This window comes from Parabacteroides distasonis (genome assembly GCF_004793765.1).
GTDB classification, from domain to species: Bacteria; Bacteroidota; Bacteroidia; order Bacteroidales; family Tannerellaceae; genus Parabacteroides; species Parabacteroides distasonis_A.
This window is the reverse complement of the sequence record NZ_SRYM01000006.1, coordinates 20,591-38,911: the sequence shown is the minus strand read 5'-3', so window position 1 is coordinate 38,911 and position 18,321 is coordinate 20,591. Positions and strand designations below refer to the sequence as shown.

17 protein-coding genes and 2 pseudogenes are annotated in these 18,321 nt (G+C 43.9%); 9 read left to right on the top strand and 10 right to left on the bottom strand.

The genetic code is table 11. The annotated features are described in order from the left end of the window. Positions 1–386 precede the first annotated feature (386 nt). From E5342_RS03340 to E5342_RS20095, 4 genes and pseudogenes are all read right to left on the bottom strand, one after another. Positions 387–1,292: a transcriptional regulator gene (locus E5342_RS03340; RefSeq protein ID WP_135958820.1), complete on the bottom strand. Its 906-nt coding sequence runs from the start codon at positions 1,290–1,292 to the stop codon at positions 387–389. Between the two features lie 15 nt (positions 1,293–1,307). Further along, positions 1,308–1,577 (bottom strand): hypothetical protein, encoded by a 270-nt coding sequence (locus E5342_RS03335; RefSeq protein ID WP_005861164.1) that lies wholly within the window; start codon positions 1,575–1,577, stop codon positions 1,308–1,310. Positions 1,578–2,273: 696 nt separating this feature from the next. Beyond that, a pseudogene (locus E5342_RS20100) lies at positions 2,274–2,547 on the bottom strand (HTH domain-containing protein); the annotation flags it as partial. 8 nt (positions 2,548–2,555) lie between these two features. Then, positions 2,556–2,720, bottom strand: a pseudogene (locus tag E5342_RS20095) (AAA family ATPase); the annotation flags it as partial. 367 nt (positions 2,721–3,087) lie between these two features. Between E5342_RS20095 and E5342_RS03310 the strand changes: the two are divergent. The 4 genes from E5342_RS03310 to E5342_RS03295 all read left to right on the top strand — a co-directional run bounded on the left by E5342_RS03310 (position 3,088) and on the right by E5342_RS03295 (position 7,604). Beyond that, positions 3,088–4,635 carry a sulfatase family protein gene (locus E5342_RS03310; RefSeq protein WP_135958819.1) on the top strand — a complete coding sequence of 516 codons (1,548 nt, stop codon included), beginning with the start codon at positions 3,088–3,090 and terminating at the stop codon, positions 4,633–4,635. Beyond that, positions 4,635–6,197: an arylsulfatase gene (locus E5342_RS03305; protein WP_135958818.1), complete on the top strand. Its 1,563-nt coding sequence runs from the start codon at positions 4,635–4,637 to the stop codon at positions 6,195–6,197. The genes E5342_RS03310 and E5342_RS03305 overlap by 1 nt, the downstream gene beginning before the upstream one ends. Positions 6,198–6,301: 104 nt before the next feature. Beyond that, positions 6,302–6,961, top strand: a complete 660-nt coding sequence (locus tag E5342_RS03300; RefSeq protein ID WP_005861153.1) for a LysE family translocator — start codon at positions 6,302–6,304, stop codon at positions 6,959–6,961. A 1-nt stretch (position 6,962) separates the two neighbouring features. Then, positions 6,963–7,604: a carbohydrate-binding family 9-like protein gene (locus E5342_RS03295; RefSeq protein WP_121735404.1), complete on the top strand. Its 642-nt coding sequence runs from the start codon at positions 6,963–6,965 to the stop codon at positions 7,602–7,604. A 43-nt stretch (positions 7,605–7,647) separates the two neighbouring features. Here E5342_RS03295 and E5342_RS03290 read toward each other — a convergent pair whose 3' ends face one another. Continuing rightward, positions 7,648–8,055: a DUF6249 domain-containing protein gene (locus tag E5342_RS03290; protein ID WP_121735405.1), complete on the bottom strand. Its 408-nt coding sequence runs from the start codon at positions 8,053–8,055 to the stop codon at positions 7,648–7,650. A 503-nt stretch (positions 8,056–8,558) separates the two neighbouring features. Beyond that, entirely contained in the window at positions 8,559–9,170 is a 612-nt protein-coding gene (locus tag E5342_RS03285) for a DJ-1/PfpI family protein (RefSeq protein ID WP_121735406.1), read from the bottom strand. 217 nt (positions 9,171–9,387) lie between these two features. Here E5342_RS03285 and E5342_RS03280 point away from each other — a divergent pair, with 217 nt between their 5' ends. The 3 genes from E5342_RS03280 to rpsA all read left to right on the top strand — a co-directional run bounded on the left by E5342_RS03280 (position 9,388) and on the right by rpsA (position 12,195). Continuing rightward, positions 9,388–9,945: an RNA polymerase sigma factor gene (locus E5342_RS03280; RefSeq protein ID WP_135958817.1), complete on the top strand. Its 558-nt coding sequence runs from the start codon at positions 9,388–9,390 to the stop codon at positions 9,943–9,945. Then, complete coding sequence (locus E5342_RS03275) at positions 9,938–10,294, top strand: hypothetical protein (protein WP_121735497.1); 357 nt, start codon at positions 9,938–9,940, stop codon at positions 10,292–10,294. The genes E5342_RS03280 and E5342_RS03275 overlap by 8 nt, the downstream gene beginning before the upstream one ends. Before the next feature lie 110 nt (positions 10,295–10,404). After that, a complete protein-coding gene (gene rpsA / locus E5342_RS03270; protein WP_121735412.1) occupies positions 10,405–12,195 on the top strand; it encodes a 30S ribosomal protein S1 in 1,791 nt (596 codons plus the stop codon). A gap of 84 nt (positions 12,196–12,279) precedes the next feature. Here rpsA and E5342_RS03265 read toward each other — a convergent pair whose 3' ends face one another. After that, positions 12,280–12,522 carry a hypothetical protein gene (locus E5342_RS03265; protein ID WP_121735413.1) on the bottom strand — a complete coding sequence of 81 codons (243 nt, stop codon included), beginning with the start codon at positions 12,520–12,522 and terminating at the stop codon, positions 12,280–12,282. A gap of 179 nt (positions 12,523–12,701) precedes the next feature. Between E5342_RS03265 and E5342_RS03260 the strand changes: the two genes are divergently transcribed. After that, a complete protein-coding gene (locus E5342_RS03260; RefSeq protein ID WP_121735414.1) occupies positions 12,702–13,349 on the top strand; it encodes an HAD family hydrolase in 648 nt (215 codons plus the stop codon). 98 nt (positions 13,350–13,447) lie between these two features. Then, the gene (locus E5342_RS03255) at positions 13,448–13,723 is read left to right on the top strand and encodes an HU family DNA-binding protein (RefSeq protein ID WP_121735415.1); all 276 of its coding nucleotides are present in this window, start codon (positions 13,448–13,450) and stop codon (positions 13,721–13,723) included. A gap of 80 nt (positions 13,724–13,803) precedes the next feature. On the opposite strand, the gene E5342_RS03250 is transcribed toward E5342_RS03255, so the two are convergent. From E5342_RS03250 to E5342_RS03240, 3 genes are all read right to left on the bottom strand, one after another. Beyond that, positions 13,804–14,898 (bottom strand): sugar phosphate isomerase/epimerase, encoded by a 1,095-nt coding sequence (locus E5342_RS03250; RefSeq protein WP_121735416.1) that lies wholly within the window; start codon positions 14,896–14,898, stop codon positions 13,804–13,806. Between the two features lie 24 nt (positions 14,899–14,922). Then, positions 14,923–15,189, bottom strand: a complete 267-nt coding sequence (locus E5342_RS03245; protein WP_236651371.1) for a hypothetical protein — start codon at positions 15,187–15,189, stop codon at positions 14,923–14,925. Between the two features lie 434 nt (positions 15,190–15,623). Then, positions 15,624–18,314 (bottom strand): LamG-like jellyroll fold domain-containing protein, encoded by a 2,691-nt coding sequence (locus E5342_RS03240; RefSeq protein WP_135958816.1) that lies wholly within the window; start codon positions 18,312–18,314, stop codon positions 15,624–15,626. Between the last annotated feature and the right edge of the window lie 7 nt (positions 18,315–18,321).

Here is an 18,321-nt window from a genome sequence, read left to right as displayed (position 1 = left end):
TAGGCCCCATTATTGACCCGCAAGACAACTTGATAGTTAATTTTGGAAAATACGGTTTTGTATTATTTCAGAGGTAAGCGTTAGTTATTACAAGCGAGAAGATCATTAGTTCTAAAAATCGATCTCCATGAAAAGATATATAACAATTAATAGGTATGAGCTCTCCTTTTTTACATATATATAGGTATTGCGCACCCTTATAGGCCGACGTATCTTTGCAATGTCAAAAAGAATGTAACACTATTAGTATATCGCAAACCAAAGCCTTCTGCTAATTTTATGTAAGCATATAAGATGATTAACACCGTAGTGTCGGGAAGTTTTTATTGGTTATTTCCGGCATCACATAAAAAGGGCCTCCCTGTGAAGAGAGGCTCTTTTTGTGTTCAGCTATCCGGCTCATTGATGATGTATTGATAGAGATCCGAGTCTCCGGCCTTATTCATGATCTTATGCTTTTCCAGCTGAAATTTTAACTGGTCTAAACCGAGAGGGCCGAATCCCGGAATCTTCAACAAAGAATCGAGCCCTTTCTTCCTAGCGTAGCGCAATAGGTCCTCCATAGTCTCCAGCTCCAATTTTTGGAGGCATTTACGGATGTAGGGAGACAGGGTTAGGCTTGTGACCGGTAGGGAGATCCGTCTGGCCGCATCCGTGGGGATGTCGAACGACGATTTCGGAGCATCGAGACTCAAGCCACTTTTGAGGACTGCTTTATAGAGCGTTCTCAGCTCATATTCCATGTTTCGCTTCTCAAGCCGCAGGCGCTCTATCTCTAGGTCTTGACAGCTGATCGTTTTCTTATATTCGGCTAAGAATCCGGTGTTTTCCTGCAAGCGGAGTACTATGTTCTTATATCGGTAGCACATCCTATCGTAAGATATATCGCAGCGTTTGGCTACGTCCAGTATTTTTGCCCCAGAGGTTATTTCCGTGAATATATACCGATCTTGCTTATCATCTATAAATGTGGATAGTTCGGCGATGATTTGTTTAAGTAGGGGAGAGATGTTCTTTAAGGATCGTAGGCAGAAAAGGTAATCGTCGTACTGGGCGATAATCTCGTCGGCTTCCTCCTCCTTGTCTTGAATGACCAGTTGCAAGTATAGTTTTTGAATCCCTAGATGTTCGATATGGGTTATGAAATCACGTAGGTTCCCAATATCTACCATACGTGTACCGGTTCTCGTATGGAAAGAGGTTATCTTTCGGGATTTTACCCAATCTTCAATCTCCTCGTACGGGAAACCGGTAATACGGGCGGCTTCTTCTATGGATATGAGTTCTGGCATAAGCATAAGATTGTATTACGAATAAAGTTGTTTTTGTTTAGTTAAAATGCGGAATTTGGAACCGACCAATAACGGTAAGTAGATCAGGTATTCTTTTCGCATCTCAATTAAGAAATAAGAGCCATCATGGGACACTCCCGTGATGTCACTATATCTCCGCACGATACCATGTATCTGGAATTCCCTCTCATTACAATAAAACCCTAACTCTGGAAAATACTTGCTGAAACAAGCGGAGTAGTAAATAAAGAGATTCTGGATCTCATCAATATTACAAGCGTCCATAAGCCATTCACTTTACATAATTAATTATTAGATTTACAAGATCCGGACATGTTTTAGAAAAGATGTCCTTCGTAAAGACGGGCGCTATATGGCTTTTGTTAAGTAGTGGTCCTTTCATTAAGATATAAGGAAAGGGCGCAGACTGAACATTTACATGATTGAAGGTTCGGCAAAGACCCAACTCCCAGTAAAGTCAGCCACACGCCCCCTTTATCTATATACAATAACATACCTCTACTACCTACGGCAGCATAGATAACACGTATAGTCGGTAAAGGGTTGCGGGGCCTTCTTTGTCCATTGGGAATTGTAAGAAAATTTTGCCGATTTTCAATCAATGGAACAAATATCACTCGCAACACGAGGCTCTTAACTTAAAAGCCTTTTCTTGTCGCAAATATACGTATTAATAATATTTCAACCTAAGATAATCCATATGTTTTTTAGTTTATCATTGTTTGATACCTATTATTTGCTTTGACTTATCCAGTCATGCAAATGTATAATATTTTATTTGATTTCCAACCACCAATGCCTCACTTTCAAAGTAAGCTAGCTTCGTTGGCAAAGTAAGTTAACTTACTTCGGTATTTTAATTAACTTACTTTGCCAACGAAGTTAACTTACTTTTTTCGCCCAATTTTGTCTCCAGTTGTAGAGACGCAGCGTGCTGCGTCTCATCCCCTCAAAATGGTAACTTAAAATAATACGCCAATAACCACCAAAGTCTGCGCCTTCACGAGACAATATACCCATAGAACGCAATTTTGCGATTTGTTTCTCTACAGCACGGGAACTTATACCTAATTTTATAAGCCATAGCTTCGGCTGACATAGAAAGGTCGGAAATGACAAGGTCGATGATCTTCTGTGCTGTTCTACCTATATTTTTAGGCTTATCCGCAGTGTCTCCGAACTCACTCTCCGAACTTTTATGGGGCTCTCCGAACCTTCTCTCCGAACTTTTCTTCATTTACAAGAATGTTTGCTGGCATCCACTTGGGTAGGAAGTGAATCCCATGTCATGTGCATACACTTCAATATCAATGAAAGAAGTTGTTGAGAATTACATTCTACACTTTCATTACCCACTCTTGTATAGGCAGTGCGTGTTCCGTCTTGGTAATAATAATATACAATAAGGTATACAAATGGCACAAATATATAAATTGCTTAATATCAACACCTTAAAAACACGATTGTGATTTTTGAAAAACACGTACGTGTTTCTGTAAAAAGTCGTACATGTTTTTCGGGAAACACGTACGACTTTTTACAGCATTATACGATAAGGAGCAAGAGCGTACATGAAAATATACGATAAGCCCCCCTTTTAACCAGAGCCAAAAAGCATTTCTTCCTAAGCTCCATCTCATAGATATTTTGGTGTGGTTACCCTTATTCTGAAATAATTTGGTTATTTTTGTATATAATTCAATTAATGTCCATAGAACATGCCATGAATAAGAAATCGCAGATACACAACAAGAACATCTAAATAATAAACAACATGAAATCAACACTTATCGTAGGGATCGGTGCCTCGCTTCTTACAGCCGGTATCGCAAAAGCCCAACAGAGACAAGACATTACACCTAGAACGCCAAACGTATTGTTCATCTACGCGGATGACTTGGGATATGGAGACTTGGAATGCTACGACGGCACACAAGTGAAAACCCCGAATATCAACCGGCTCGCCAAGAACGGTATCCGCTTCACCAACGCTCACGCGACCGCCTCTACCAGTACGCCCTCCCGATATTCCATGCTAACCGGAGAGTACGCATGGCGCCGCCCGGGAACGGACATCGCCGCGGGAAACGCCGGAATGATCATACGACCGGAGCGTTATACGATAGCCGATATGTTCAAGAACGCGGGATACGCCACGGCCGCTATCGGCAAATGGCACCTTGGCCTAGGAGACAAAGCGGGCGAGCAAGACTGGAACGCCCCACTCCCCACCGCCCTTGGCGATCTGGGATTTGATTATTCCTATATCATGGCGGCGACGGCAGACCGTGTACCCTGCGTATTCATCGAGAACGGGCAGGTGGCGAACTACGATCCGGATGCCCCGATCTATGTCAGTTACCAGAAGAACTTTCCCGGAGAGCCGACCGGAAAAGATAATCCGGAATTATTATACAACCAGAAGCCTAGTTTCGGGCACGACCAATCCATCGTAAACGGAATCAGCCGTATCGGTTACATGAAAGGTGGCGGCAAGGCGCTTTGGAAAGACGAGAATATCGCCGATTCTATCGTGACACACGCCATCGATTTTATTAAGGAGAATAAAGAGAAGCCTTTCTTCATGTATTTCGCCACGAACGACGTGCATGTACCCCGCTTCCCGCACGACCGTTTCCGGGGAAAGAACCCGATGGGCGTGAGGGGCGACGCTATCGAGCAATTCGACTGGAGCGTAGGCCAATTGATGAAAACATTGGATGAGATGGGATTGACGGAAAACACCTTGATCATCTTGTCAAGCGACAACGGACCTGTCGTAGACGATGGTTACGCGGACCGGGCCGTGGAGCTATTAGGCGATCATAAACCCGCCGGACCGCTTAGAGGTAATAAATACAGTGCCTTCGAAGGGGGAACCCGTATCCCGGCTATCGTACATTGGCCAAAGGAGATCAAGCAAGCCGCCGTATCAGATGCGCTAGTGAGCCAGATCGACTGGTTCGCCTCCCTTGCCTCACTGACGAATTCCCGTCTTCCGGAAGGAAGCGCGCCGGATAGCTATGATTATCTGGATACTTGGATCGGGAAAAGCAAGGAAGACCGCCCGTGGGTAATCGAGCAAGCGCTTAATAAAGCACTCTCCGTCCGTACGAAAGATTGGAAATACATCGAGCCGAGCGTAGGTTCCGCTATCATGGAATATGAAAAGATAGAGACAGGATATTCCCCCGAGCCTCAGTTATACGACATGACGAAGGTCTACGAGGAAGGAAATAAGGCTTTGCAACATCCGGAGATCGTATTCCAATTGCAGGGTATCCTAAAAGGAGTTCGAGAGCAAACAATCAAGGCTAAATAATGGAAAGAAGAAATTTCATTAAGTCATCCATCGGAATCGGCCTGTGCGCGACACTTCCGGGGATGGCGCATAACAAAAGCGGGAAAGAGGCAGAGACTGCCGTCTCTCCCGCCATGCCCGTAAAGAGCGGTAAGCCTCATATCATCCTGATCATGACCGATCAACAACGGGGCGACGCCCTCGGCTGCATGGGAAACAAGGCGGTGATCTCACCGAATATCGACCGGCTGGCGCAAGAAGGCTCATTGTTCGTAAGCGGATATTCCTCCGCACCAAGTAGTACTCCGGGCCGGGCCGGTTTATTGACCGGAATGTCCCCTTGGCATCACGGTATGCTGGGATACGGACGCATGGCTTTGAAGTATCGCTACGAGATGCCTCAGATGATGCGAAATCTAGGGTATTACACCTTCGGGATCGGTAAAATGCATTGGTTTCCGCAAAAAGCACTTCACGGCTTCCACGCAACCTTGGTCGATGAAAGTGGACGGGTGGAAAGTCCCGATTTCATCAGCGATTACCGGAAATGGTTTCAATTACAGGCACCCGGAAAAGATCCGGATCTTACGGGTATCGGCTGGAACGACCATGCCGCCGGTGTCTATCAGCTAGACGAGCGACTTCATCCTACGGCTTGGACCGGACAGACCGCTTGCGAGTTGATCCGGAACTACGACAATGACAAACCCTTATTTCTCAAGGTTTCATTCGCCCGCCCGCATAGTCCTTATGATCCGCCTCAGCGTTATCTGGATATGTACAAAGACACGGATATCCCCAAACCCCATATAGGAGATTGGTGCGGACAATACGCCGAACCGAAAGACCCCCTCCAAGGAGCATCAGATGCTCCATTCGGCAATTTCGGGAACGCATATGCCATAAACTCCCGTCGTCATTATTATGCTAACATCACCTTTATCGACGATCAAGTTGGGCAAATCATCCAGACCCTAAAAGACAAAGGAATGTACGACAATGCCCTGATTTGTTTCACGGCGGATCATGGCGATATGTTGGGCGATCATTATCATTGGCGTAAAACCTATCCGTACGAAGGTTCGACCCATATACCTTATATCGTAAAATGGCCCGCCGGTATATCCAAATCCATACCAGACGGAAGCAGTATAGAACAGCCTGTAGAGCTAAGGGATTTCTTGCCGACCTTTATCGATATCGCCGGCGGATCGATTCCTCCTGATATGGATGGTCAATCTTTACTCAAGCTGATCCAAGGACAGCAGGGACAATGGCGCCCCTATATAGACATGGAGCATGCCACTTGCTATAGTGATGATAATTACTGGACTGCCCTTACCGATGGGAAGATCAAGTATATCTGGAACTTCCATAACGGAAGCGAACAGTTGTTCAACTTACAGGAAGATCCGGGAGAGACACATAATCTTAGTAAAGACGCAGCCTATCAGACTCAATTGTCCGAATTACGCGAGGCGATGGCAGAACACCTGTCCGAGCGAGGAGACTCATTCGTGAAAGACGGTAAACTGATGACTCTCGATACGACCCTATTGTACAGTCCCAATTTCCCGAAATAAGGGACGAGGCTTGTTCGTCCCTACAGTCTCTTACGTTTTTTACCTTTTTTTTATCACAGAATGGATGTATCTTTGCCCGGAGAAACTAGAAGAGACTCAACTTAATGCTAGGAATCGTCAGTAAAGGAATCATTATAGGTGTATTGGTTTCGGCCCCCATGGGCCCCATCGGTATGCTCTGTATACAAAGGACACTAAATAAAGGACGTTGGCACGGATTCGTCACCGGATTAGGGGCTGCTCTATCCGACGTGATTTATGCGGCACTGACTTGTCTGGGCATGGGAGTTGTGGTCAACTTCGTGGAGGCGAACCAGGCGCCCCTGCAATTGATCGGAAGTATCGTTCTCGGCATTTTCGGGTATTATATCTTCCAAAGCAACCCGACTAGGAACCTAAAGAAACACCGAGAAAAAAAATTATCGTTCACCCAAGACTTTATTACAGCTTTTCTACTTACCTTTAGCAACGTGTTAATCGTCTTGCTCTATATCGGATTATTCGCCCGGTTTGGTTTCGTGCTGCCTGAACATTCGTTTTGGCTGCTGGTATTGGGCATTGTTTGCATAGGGTTAGGGGCCGTTCTTTGGTGGTTCGGCATAACATATATTATTGGAAAACTGAGAAAATGGTTCAACGTTAGAGGTATTTGGTTACTGAACCGGATCGTGGGCTCTGTCATTATCGTATTGTCTATTATCGGTGCCCTATCGGTTTTATTGACCTCCTACTTACAATGGCCTTTACTTCAAATCTATAGTTAAAATGAAAAGACTGAAAGTTCCTGTTATCCCCGTTCTGGATGTACTCGATATAACATCCATAGAACCGATTCTTGAGGTGCAATCCCAACGTGGGTTCCTCACCCATGCCAATTGGCGTGAATATCCATATAAACCAATCACCGCTTTTAATATAGCCCGGACAGAGAAAAATCTATATATACGATATAGCGTACAGGGTAATTCGCTGAAGGCGTCTTATGAGATAGACGATTCCCCGGTCCATAAAGATAGTTGCGTGGAATTTTTCATGAAAAAGGAAGGTGACTCGCATTATATGAATTTCGAGTTTAACTGTATCGGGACTTGCGATGCCGCCCGCCGTACCTCACGGGATATCAAGACATCGCTTTCGCAAGAAGAGTATAAAAGCATCATAAGGCTCCCGTCCGTGAAAAGAGGGACGTTCGAGGAGATTAAAGGTATTCATACGTGGAGCTTGATCGTAGTCATACCACTCGAGTTGATGGGGTTAGCTCCTAGTAATCTGCCGGAAAAAATACTAGGGAACTTCTATAAATGCGCCGATGAGACAATGAATCCGCATTTCGTAAGTTGGAACCCGATCAACCTTCCCGAGCCTAATTTCCATTGCCCGGAGTTCTTTGGGGAGATCTACCTGTAGTATAGACGTAGCGTGCTGCATGCAGCACGCTACGTCTATATGGCTATTTATTAGTCTTGCCTAGTTTCAGTTCAATGACAAAGGCTATTATCAAGCCGATTCCCCCGAATAAAAGAACCGAAGCCCCATAAGCCGTACCTGCTACCTCATTCCTATACCAACCATCATCATAACAATAATTTGTCGCCATACACATGTTAATAATAAAGCCGACCAACAGACCTAATCCGATTCCCGCCAAAAGGCATCCGACCTTTAAGCTGCTGAACGAGAAGTTTCGCATGTAATTAGGTAGTCCCAATTTTCCATCGAAAGCAGAGGCATCCAGTTTATCACCAATCTTCTCGATAATCGCCAAACGCTCTCTCTTGCGAACAAACAACTCAAATAATCCATAAATGCCTGCACAAACGATTCCGACAACTAACGGAATAGAAATAAAATCCATCATAACTGTATAATTTTAAATTGATTTATAATTCATTCTCATCTCTGTTTGCCTTTTTGACGCAACAAATTCCCATAGGTTACACCTTTGGCTAAAAATATTTTCTTTATCTATAGGGCAAAACGATGTACCCTGGCTTAGTCAAGTAATATATACTAACTTTACCAGCACAGTATATATTACTTGACCAAATCAGTATATCTTCCGCTAAAAGAGCGTTTACCTCCCATAGCAAGTATGGCATGATGCTAATCCTTTTGATTATCCTGCTTGAGTTTATATCGGCTTATTCCCATTGACACTCCTCCAATCAAGAGATAGACCGCAGCATAGATAACAAACCATATTTCCATGATGTCAAAAAGCAATCATCTCCCTGCAAGGTTACAACCAGCCATGTCAAGACTGCTTTGCGATCATTTTCTACAGTCAAATTGCATTTCTTGTAAAATAATCAAATGTATTGCGGACAGACTCTAAGAAATCAAGTAAACAGATCACTGTCTTCAATTTTCAGGGAATAAGGCGCAGAACCCTTGTTTATTGAACTGATAGTACATTTCGATGCGTTCCGGCGTATCGTTCTCAAGCAATAATAAGAGTTCTTTAGCGAACTCGAGCGTCGCTGAGCCGTTTGCGGTCACGATGTTCTTATCTCTAGCTGCTTGAACGTGGATGTAGCCATCGGCATTCGTATAATTGTCACCGCCCCAAAGTTTCAATTGATCTAGTCCGTTGCCGGTATGCTTCACCGCATTCAGAAATCCGTGCTTAGCCATAAATGACACAGCATTGCAGATAGCACCTACAATGTGGTTTTGCTTAATGGCTTTTGTTACGATCGGAACAACTTTCTCCGCCACAGAGGTACTCCATCCGAAACCTCCGATCAATACCAAGGCGACATAATTGTCGGGCATCGTATCAAACGAATAATCGGGCAAGGTACGGAAACCTCCGATTGATTGGACAGGTTCCAATGTAGGGGCAACAATCCTGTTGACATACTTCGGATTTTCTTTCAAAGCAAATTCATCGGAAGCAATGGCTTCCATGAGATAGACCGTTTCATGATCGGCGTAATTGTCTAATAACAGATATAACACCTCATTTTCCATTCTTATTTTCTTTTAATGGTTTAACTTTGTTGGATCATTTCGTCTACAAAAGTAGCTGAATTACGCAAGAATCTCTATCATCATATGACTTTATTCGTTCGCTTTCAACGCCTTTTTCGTCAAGAAACCACTTTAATCGCAAAAAGTATTAAATTATTTGGTAATTTTGTAGACGCAAGTTGTAACCTATTAACCAAGTTTGCGTCCATTAAGTATAATGGAATTGTATACCGACACATATTATATACAGAGGATACAAGCGGGGGACGTGAAGTGTTTCGCTTGCCTTTTGGATAAGTATAGCCGCCCAATACATTCGCTGATTCTCAAAGTGGTACAAAGCCAAGAGGATGCAGAGGAACTGGCGCAGGATACGTTTATGAAGGTATTTAAGAACTTAGCCTCGTTCAAAGGCGATTGCAGTTTCTCTACATGGCTTTACCGGATCGCTTATAATACGGCGATATCGTCCGTAAGAAAGAAGAAACATGAGTTCCTGACGATCGAGGAGACAACATTGGATAATGTATCGGAGGAAGAGGCCGCTAACTTATTCGGGCAGACCGATTCCACGGAACAAGTCCAAAGACTGGAGATCGCCCTTGAACAGCTTCCTCCAGATGAACGGGCCTTAATCTTGCTCTTCTATTGGAAAGAAAAGACAATAGAAGAAATAGTCTCTATCACCGGCTTGACCGCCTCGAATATTAAAGTCAAGCTACATCGCATCCGAAAAAAATTGTTTGTATTATTAAATGGAATGGATCATGAGTAAGCTAAACACAAATAAAGAACAACCCGATTTCTTGGGGGATTTATTCAGCCGTATACCAGAGGAGGAGTTGCCTGCCTCGTTCCGTTCGAACGTAATGCGACAAATCATGCTTGAATCCGTCAAAGCGAAGAAACGCAATGAACGATTCAGCCTGCTAGCGGTAATCCTTGCGTCGCTTATCATGATTTCCCTCGCCGTCGCGTCTTTCATCTACATGGAGATACCTCAGATCAGCCTCCCAGTCCTAGACACATCGGCCTTGGTTTTTTATCTATATATAGGAGCCATAGCACTCATCCTCCTACTAGCGGATTACAAATTGAGAAATATGCTTCACAAGAAAGGATAAGAACACTTGTCAGTCAGAAAAAAAGCATTACCTTTGCCCCAATTTTTGAGAGATGACAACATAAAGTCTAACTTACTAATTAAAACAAACTTAGTATTAACAATTAAAGAATGGAAAATTTAAAAAACATCCAGCCGGTTGAAGATTTCAACTGGGACGCTTTTGAGCAAGGCGAGACTTACACCGAAGTAAGCAAGGACGATCTTGTAAAAACGTATGACGAGACCTTGAACACCGTAAAAGACAAAGAGGTGGTTATGGGTACCGTTACTTCTATGAACAAACGTGAGGTTGTTGTAAACATCGGTTTCAAATCTGACGGTGTTGTTCCTATGTCCGAGTTCCGTTATAACCCGGATTTAAAGATTGGTGACGAGGTAGAGGTTTACATCGAAAGCCAAGAAGACAAAAAAGGACAATTAATCCTTTCACACAAAAAAGCACGCGCTACACGTTCTTGGGATCGTGTTAACGAGGCTCTTGAAAAAGATGAAATTATCAAAGGTTACATCAAATGTCGTACGAAGGGCGGTATGATCGTTGACGTATTCGGTATCGAAGCGTTCTTGCCGGGTTCTCAGATCGATGTTAAACCGATCCGCGACTACGATGTCTTTGTAGGTAAGACTATGGAATTCAAGATTGTCAAGATCAATCAAGAATTCAAGAATGTTGTTGTATCTCACAAGGCTCTTATCGAGGCAGAGTTGGAACAACAGAAGAAAGACATCATCTCCAAATTGGAGAAAGGACAGGTATTGGAAGGAACTGTCAAGAACATCACTTCTTACGGTGTATTCATCGACTTGGGTGGCGTAGACGGTTTGATCCACATCACAGACCTTTCCTGGGGACGTGTTTCTCATCCGGAAGAAATCGTTCAGCTTGATCAGAAGATCAACGTCGTTATTTTGGACTTCGATGACGAGAAGAAACGTATCGCTCTTGGCTTGAAGCAATTGACTCCGCACCCATGGGATGCTTTGGATCCGAACTTGAAAGTTGGTGACAAAGTTAAGGGTAAAGTTGTCGTTATGGCTGACTACGGTGCGTTCATCGAGATCGCTGCTGGCGTAGAAGGTTTGATCCACGTATCTGAAATGTCTTGGACTCAGCACTTGCGTTCCGCTCAAGACTTCATGAAAGTTGGCGACGAGATTGAAGCTGTAATCTTGACTTTGGATCGCGACGAGCGCAAGATGTCTCTTGGTATCAAGCAATTGAAGGCTGATCCATGGGAAAATATCGAGGAGCGTTTCCCTGTAGGTTCTCGTCATATGGCTAAGGTTCGTAACTTCACTAACTTCGGTGTATTTGTAGAAATCGAGGAAGGTGTTGATGGCTTGATCCACATCTCAGACTTATCTTGGACGAAGAAGATCAAACACCCGTCTGAATTCACTCAGATCGGTGCGGAGATCGAGGTTCAAGTGTTGGAAATCGACAAGGAAAACCGTCGCTTAAGCTTAGGCCACAAGCAATTGGAAGAGAATCCTTGGGATGTATTCGAGACAATCTTCACGGTTGGTTCTATCCACGAAGGTATGATCATCGAAGTATTGGATAAGGGTGCTGTTATCTCTTTGCCTTACGGCGTAGAAGGGTTTGCGACTCCGAAGCACCTTGTAAAAGAAGATGGTTCTCAAGCTCAAGTAGATGAGAAACTCTCATTCAAGGTAATCGAGTTCAACAAGGAAGCTAAACGTATCATCCTTTCTCACAGTCGTATCTTTGAAGATGAGCAAAAAGGTGCTAAAGCTACTTCTGAGAAGAAAGCATCCCCTAAGCGCGGTGGTAAGAAAGAAGAGGAATCCGCAATGGTAACTGGTCCGGTTGAGAAGACTACATTAGGTGACATTGAGGAATTGGCTGCCTTGAAAGAGAAACTTTCTGGTAAGTAATTGATTCTTCCTTAAGATTATAACAAAAGGAGATATCTGATTCAGGTATCTCCTTTTTCTATGTTATTCCTACTGCGGCTTTATTTAGGAGAAACTTTCTTCCGTGGCACGTGTCTCACATGGCTCGGAAATGCCTAACAAATCATTGATCTCCTTTCTTTTCTCTAAATCCGTGAAATAAGTCTCTACAACTTTATAAATATCAAAACCTCCCGTAGAACCGGCCGCTAAGTTTAATGACTCTACCAACTTACCTGTAGCTTTGTGAATCTCAGCTTGTTTCAGCAAATGAAATTCATTCCCGTGAATTAATTGATTCTTTCCCATGATGTTCCAATTTTAGGTTATACAATATATTACAAAGGATTTCTATTCCTGTCCTAAAGATACGAATATCTTATATATGACCTAATACTTTTTATCTATTTTTAAATCGGTTCATCTATTTTATCAGTCGAAAGGAAAAGTATGTCTCCACATTCCATTAATTTTGCCAGAAAACTAAAATGAAAAAGTTAGTAATATTCGATCTTGACGGAACATTATTAAATACGATCGCAGATTTAGCCCATAGTACGAATCATGCGTTACGGCAAAACGGCTTTCCGACGCATGACGTAAACGAGTATAACTTCTTTGTAGGAAATGGCATCAACAAGCTATTTGAACGTGCGCTGCCCGAAGGCGAGAAAACGAAAGAGAATATACTAAAGGTAAGGGAAGTATTCTTAAAGCATTACGATCTGCATAACACGGATCGCAGCGTTCCCTACCCCGGTATCCCTGAGCTATTAGCCATGTTGCAGGAAAGAGGAATAAAACTGGCAGTCGCTTCTAATAAATATCAAGCCGCTACTCGTAAACTCATCGCCCATTTCTTTCCTTCCATACAATTTACAGAAGTCCTCGGGCAACGTGAAGGAGTAAAAGCGAAACCAGACCCTAGTATCGTCAATGAGATCGTAGGACAAGTGAACATATCCAAAGAGGACACTCTTTATGTCGGAGACTCGGACGTAGACATGCAAACCGCAATCAACAGTGAAGTGACATCCTGTGGAGTAACATGGGGTTTTCGCCCTCGTGCGGAATTAGAGAAATACGCACCCGACCATATTGCGGAAAAAGCAGAAGATATACTCAAGTTTATCTGACCTCTAAAAAAAATAAACCCTATTGGGAATTATCTCTTTCATCCAGCGTTTGAATTTCAATATATTTTTATAAATTGCCGTCATAAAAATAATACGATATGAATAAAAGTCAGCTAATCGAGGAATTATCGAAAAGAGTCGGTAATGACAAAGAAGAAATCCGGTACATATTGGAAGAACTGAATAACATCATCTTAGAGAAAACAAAAGCCGGAGAAAAAATATGCATGCAAGGTTTTGGCGTTTACACACCCCGCTTACAGACAAGCAGGTTGGCTAGAAATCCGAAGAGTGGGGAAAGTGTCATGTTAACTCCTAGAACGATCATCCATTTCAAATGCGCTCCTAATTTGATAAAAGAGATCAATAAATGAAAAATAAAGGGTCGGCTCCACAAGGAATCGACCCTTCCATCATACTTATTAATGACATACCAAAGACAACATTCTATAATCTACATCAATATCTGTCGAGCATATTTCACGCAAGTGCCTACCTCTTTCACGGAATCAGACCAAGGCTTAATATCATATTCCAGTTCTATATCGCAATAGATAGGCCATTTCTCTTGTTTGATCAACAAGAGCACGTCTTCTAGCGGCATCTCACCTTGTCCCCATACCTGATTCGTATTCGGCTGATCCCCTGTCGTAGGTCCCGTCTTGTCTTTCAAGTGGATACTATAGATCCGATCATGGTATTTCTTGATCATCTCATTCGGATGGATACCTGTAGAGCCAAAGAAGTGGCCCGCATCAAAATTCAACATAATAGAAGGAGAGACCGCTAAGATCGGATCGCAACTAAACCCCTCTTCGGCATATTGCATATGATTATGGAAAGCCATATACATCCCATGCTTCTCGGCGAATGGAGCGACTCTTTTTGCCGTCTCCAAATTAATCTCGTCCGTCACGGCTTTAGCGCCCATGGCCTTGGCCACCTTGAAGGCATAATCGAGCTCTTCGTCCGATCCCATGCCGGAAGGTTGCATTTTCACGATATGCACCGATATTCCAGCGTCGCTCAATAATTTACGGGCACCTTCTACTTTCGATAGATCCAACCCGAGACGCCACGCTTTCATCTCAGCCTTATATTTATCAATCTCAGCCTGCTGCTCCGGAGTAAACTTCGGAGGCCCCATCCGACGAGGAGCCGCAGGTTTCTCGCCCGGTTTCGCAGCGGGTTGAGGAGCTTGCTGACGGAAGAATCTCATCATCGGATTCTCCGGAGCTCCTAAATAAGCTTCCAGATCACTTCCCATCAACTCGATGGAACTGACATTCGCCTCTTGGCAATACTTGATGATATTCTCCAATCCACCCGGCATGGAACGCCAACTATAAGTGATCGTGCCGATTTGCACGCCACCGAACTTCGAGTTCACCTTACCTGCCTCCGCCGCCGTATCAACCGGAGCGGGAGCCGCCACACTCTTCCCCGTACAAGAGAAAGCACTCGGAAGGAAAGACGCAGCCGCCAAAGCAGCGACCGATCTTCCTAGAAACGCACGTCTGGACTGACCATTGTTCACATCTTTATTCATAACTATTCAATTTATAAATTAATCTTAATCCTTAGAACATGGACGCTCTTCGTTCCCGTCTAGGTGGCTGGATGCCCGCATAAGGATAGGTACATCCGGAGCAGCGATATTCTGTATATCGCCACCACCTTGGCTACCCACACCGATACCAGCCAAATTGACCACATCGCTAGGTGCCGTATAGCCCGGTCCACCCAAAACGGAACGAGGTACGATCGCAAACGCCGCCGGAGCAGCTACTGTGCCTAAGAACTCCCTACGTGTGAAGCTCACCGAATTCTTGTCAGACATAGTATTAAATTAAAGTCGAAAAAAAAATATATATATAGTAAAACACAACTTCGCTTCCTCGTGCGAAACAACGAGAGCGAATATAGGGATCAGCAGTAAACCATGAGTTAACGAACGCTAAACAAGGCATTAACCCAGGGCTAATTTAAGGCTAATTTCAGATTTTCACAAAGCATAATTCACATAATAACAGCGATATAAATAAATCAAGAAATATTTATAAAAATCTTCGATAAGTCAGAGGCATAGCATCTATCTCCCTATTCGAAAGGATCGCTATCAGTGAGGCGCATACATTGCCACAGTAATGGCAGAGGAGTGCCACAACGATGGCACAGGCATGCCATAACGGTGGCACGGTCTTGCCACAACGATGACACAGATGTGACAATAGCGATGGCGCAGCCCTGCCAATGAGAAGGCACAATAAATACTTACTGGGGAGATTGCTGACTCATCAGCGGAGACGGTACGATCTGCTCAAAAGAAGAAGGGAAAGCCTCGCCATACATCTCTTGGTATAAAGCGCAAAAGCGGTCGTACGCATAACGGGCCAACTTGAAGTTGTTCTGGTAAATCAAGGCTTTGATCTTATAGAGCAAAGCCTCCTCATTGCAAGGATCGTTCAGAAGGATCTGGTCTGCTATCTGGATCACCCGATCCGCCTCATCCTCGATCGAGTAAGTGTCGATAAAGCGAGACAAGACATCCACCGTACTATTACAGATATAACTTTTAAAATCATCCATCCAATCAAACGATTCCCCTTTGAACACTTCTCCCTTGCTGATAATATCATAGAAATATTCAAAGTCCGGCTGAGTCCGTACCCGTTTATCTTTCAGCCAATCCAAACAAACCAAATAATCGCAATAGACATCCTCCGAAAGCTGGAGAATATATCGATTCGCGTTAAATAGGACCTCGACCGTATCGATACGCTCCAATATCTTCCGGAGTTTCAATATAGATACGCTTCGAAGGCTCTTCGTACTTTTCGAGGGGTTGTCATTCCCCCAAATCATCCGTGTCAAGTCCTTGCTCGATATCCCGAAACCTCCGCGGGAAGAGTGAAGCATAATCAAGATAAACAGCTGTTTTAATTTGGGGGTAAATAGAGAGGTTATATCATTTCCATCCCGGTCTAGCACATAGAACTCACCAAACAATCGGATATAATTACGCCGTGCCGGAACCTCCTCGATCTCCTCCGGCATCTCTCGCGAAGAACGATCCGGCTCCTCGATTCCTTCTTCGATTCCCTCCTCCGCAACCGTTCCCGCATCTGTCTCATCCTGCCTTGGCTTTTTTTTCACCTTCCGATAGCCTAGATAAGCTATCGAGGCCAAAGCCATCAAGATCAACACAACCCCAAGGACATCCAACCAAGTAATCGCATTCGATATATGTAAATCTAATAACTGGTTGCTCAATCCCAATATCTCCTTATCGCTCAAGACACGAGACCAAATACAAAGATTATCCAGCACACCCACGAAGTTCGAGGACTGACTGAAATTCACGAAACCGACATATAAGCTATCACTACCCAGGTAAGCCGGACGATCGAAAGAGATCGCGTCCAGTTTTCCATTCACGAATATAGCCTGCTCCCCATTCCGCTTATTATACCGCCATACGACATTGTACCATTTGCCCGGCTCGATCACCGTGTTACCAACCAGATCGTTGTTAAAGAATCCCATATACGGTTTCCGGTTCCGTATCAACAGATGCAACGCTTGTTGATAAGTACTGTTCTTAGCGCCCAGAATACAATAATCCTCCTTCTCCGGCAAGTACTTAGGTATTTTCAACCAAACGCCGACTGTGAAATCATGATCCCGCATATGAAGTTCCGAAGCGGTCGGTAAATCTACACGAGCCTGATTCTCCAAGGAAGCGACCTGCCCCCGTATAGGGTCCTGAATAAACTCGACATTCCTAGATACCGTGAGATTATGATTGGACGAACCATCTTTCTCATCGCCCTCAAACGGTAAATAAATCTCTATATCCTCGTCAATCCGCAAAGGCCTGGCCTTAAAATCGCCGGCGAAAGCCTTCCTTTGGGTACCGGAGACATAAACCGTAGCCGGCTCTATCCTATAGCCCGGAGAGACCGGGGAAAGCATCAACTCGGCCCCGGGCTCTAGCGGAAAGCAATATTTACCCGTCGTATAATTAGACATCCCATCCCAATTCACGTAGTTAAGCAGCTCATTGTTATTCGTAACCGCGCCGTAGATGATATCGAAATTCCGGAAAGTAACCAACGAGACATCCAACCATGCGTAATATTTATCTACTAAGACAAAATTGGGAACCCTTCCATCCCGGATCCACGCCCTTTTAAACGATTCTATCAAATAGGGCGTCTGCCGGGCTAAAGCCGAGATATCATTGCTATTTCCCCGGGAAGTCTCCAAGAACTTATATCCGGTAAATAAAGACAAATTCTTTTTCAGCCGCTCATCAAAACTCTCAACCCCTTCCGGTTGGTTTCCCCAATCAGCGTCCGTATGCTCCACGAAATCCCTCATATTATGCAACCATGAAGGACTGTTCAAATGTTTCTGAACCTCGAAAACGACCAACCGCTTTCCTGAACTCAACATATCCTTCAGGGATGGCCATCCGTTTTTCGTATCATACTCAAGTACATACTCCATCAAGCCTATTTCCTTAAAAGAGGATTCCAGCTCCGTCTCTACATAGAAATCAAGGAAAAGCGTCATAACCTTAGTGGAGTCCGCATCCAAGGCCGTCTTAATGGCTTCCAATGACTCACTAAAAGGGGTAAACGTACCATCAGGTTTCCTCAGTAACAATACATTTGTCTCCGTATCCCGCTTCAAATAGAAATAAAAGCCTTCGATCTGCTTCCGAAGCAACTCGTCCAAAGAAAGTTTTTCCGGGGAATTGGAGGATAGACAAGAATAATTAGATAGGATATAGACGCTCTCGTTATATAAAAGACCGGCCTCTACATCCTCTTGACGTTGAGCAACCAGACGTTGTGCCGAAAGTAATTCCGGCAAGGTGATTAGAAGGCTAACAATTAAACATATATAACGAAACCACGCTATCATCGTATACAATATCTTAATTATAAGATCATCCAAAAATAAG

Bases quoted from the DNA above. Each gene is read 5' to 3' on its own strand.
- E5342_RS03245 (WP_236651371.1), bottom strand. From the start codon at position 15,189: ATGTCTGACAAGAATTCGGTGAGCTTCACACGTAGGGAGTTCTTAGGC.
- E5342_RS03255 (WP_121735415.1), top strand. From the start codon at position 13,448: ATGAATAAAAGTCAGCTAATCGAGGAATTATCGAAAAGAGTCGGTAAT.
- rpsA (WP_121735412.1), top strand. From the start codon at position 10,405: ATGGAAAATTTAAAAAACATCCAGCCGGTTGAAGATTTCAACTGGGAC.
- E5342_RS03290 (WP_121735405.1), bottom strand. From the start codon at position 8,055: ATGATGGATTTTATTTCTATTCCGTTAGTTGTCGGAATCGTTTGTGCA.
- E5342_RS03300 (WP_005861153.1), top strand. From the start codon at position 6,302: ATGCTAGGAATCGTCAGTAAAGGAATCATTATAGGTGTATTGGTTTCG.
- E5342_RS03250 (WP_121735416.1), bottom strand. From the start codon at position 14,898: ATGAATAAAGATGTGAACAATGGTCAGTCCAGACGTGCGTTTCTAGGA.
- E5342_RS03335 (WP_005861164.1), bottom strand. From the start codon at position 1,577: ATGGACGCTTGTAATATTGATGAGATCCAGAATCTCTTTATTTACTAC.
- E5342_RS03310 (WP_135958819.1), top strand. From the start codon at position 3,088: ATGAAATCAACACTTATCGTAGGGATCGGTGCCTCGCTTCTTACAGCC.
- E5342_RS03280 (WP_135958817.1), top strand. From the start codon at position 9,388: ATGGAATTGTATACCGACACATATTATATACAGAGGATACAAGCGGGG.
- E5342_RS03275 (WP_121735497.1), top strand. From the start codon at position 9,938: ATGAGTAAGCTAAACACAAATAAAGAACAACCCGATTTCTTGGGGGAT.
- E5342_RS03260 (WP_121735414.1), top strand. From the start codon at position 12,702: ATGAAAAAGTTAGTAATATTCGATCTTGACGGAACATTATTAAATACG.
- E5342_RS03285 (WP_121735406.1), bottom strand. From the start codon at position 9,170: ATGGAAAATGAGGTGTTATATCTGTTATTAGACAATTACGCCGATCAT.
- E5342_RS03295 (WP_121735404.1), top strand. From the start codon at position 6,963: ATGAAAAGACTGAAAGTTCCTGTTATCCCCGTTCTGGATGTACTCGAT.
- E5342_RS03340 (WP_135958820.1), bottom strand. From the start codon at position 1,292: ATGCCAGAACTCATATCCATAGAAGAAGCCGCCCGTATTACCGGTTTC.
- E5342_RS03305 (WP_135958818.1), top strand. From the start codon at position 4,635: ATGGAAAGAAGAAATTTCATTAAGTCATCCATCGGAATCGGCCTGTGC.
- E5342_RS03265 (WP_121735413.1), bottom strand. From the start codon at position 12,522: ATGGGAAAGAATCAATTAATTCACGGGAATGAATTTCATTTGCTGAAA.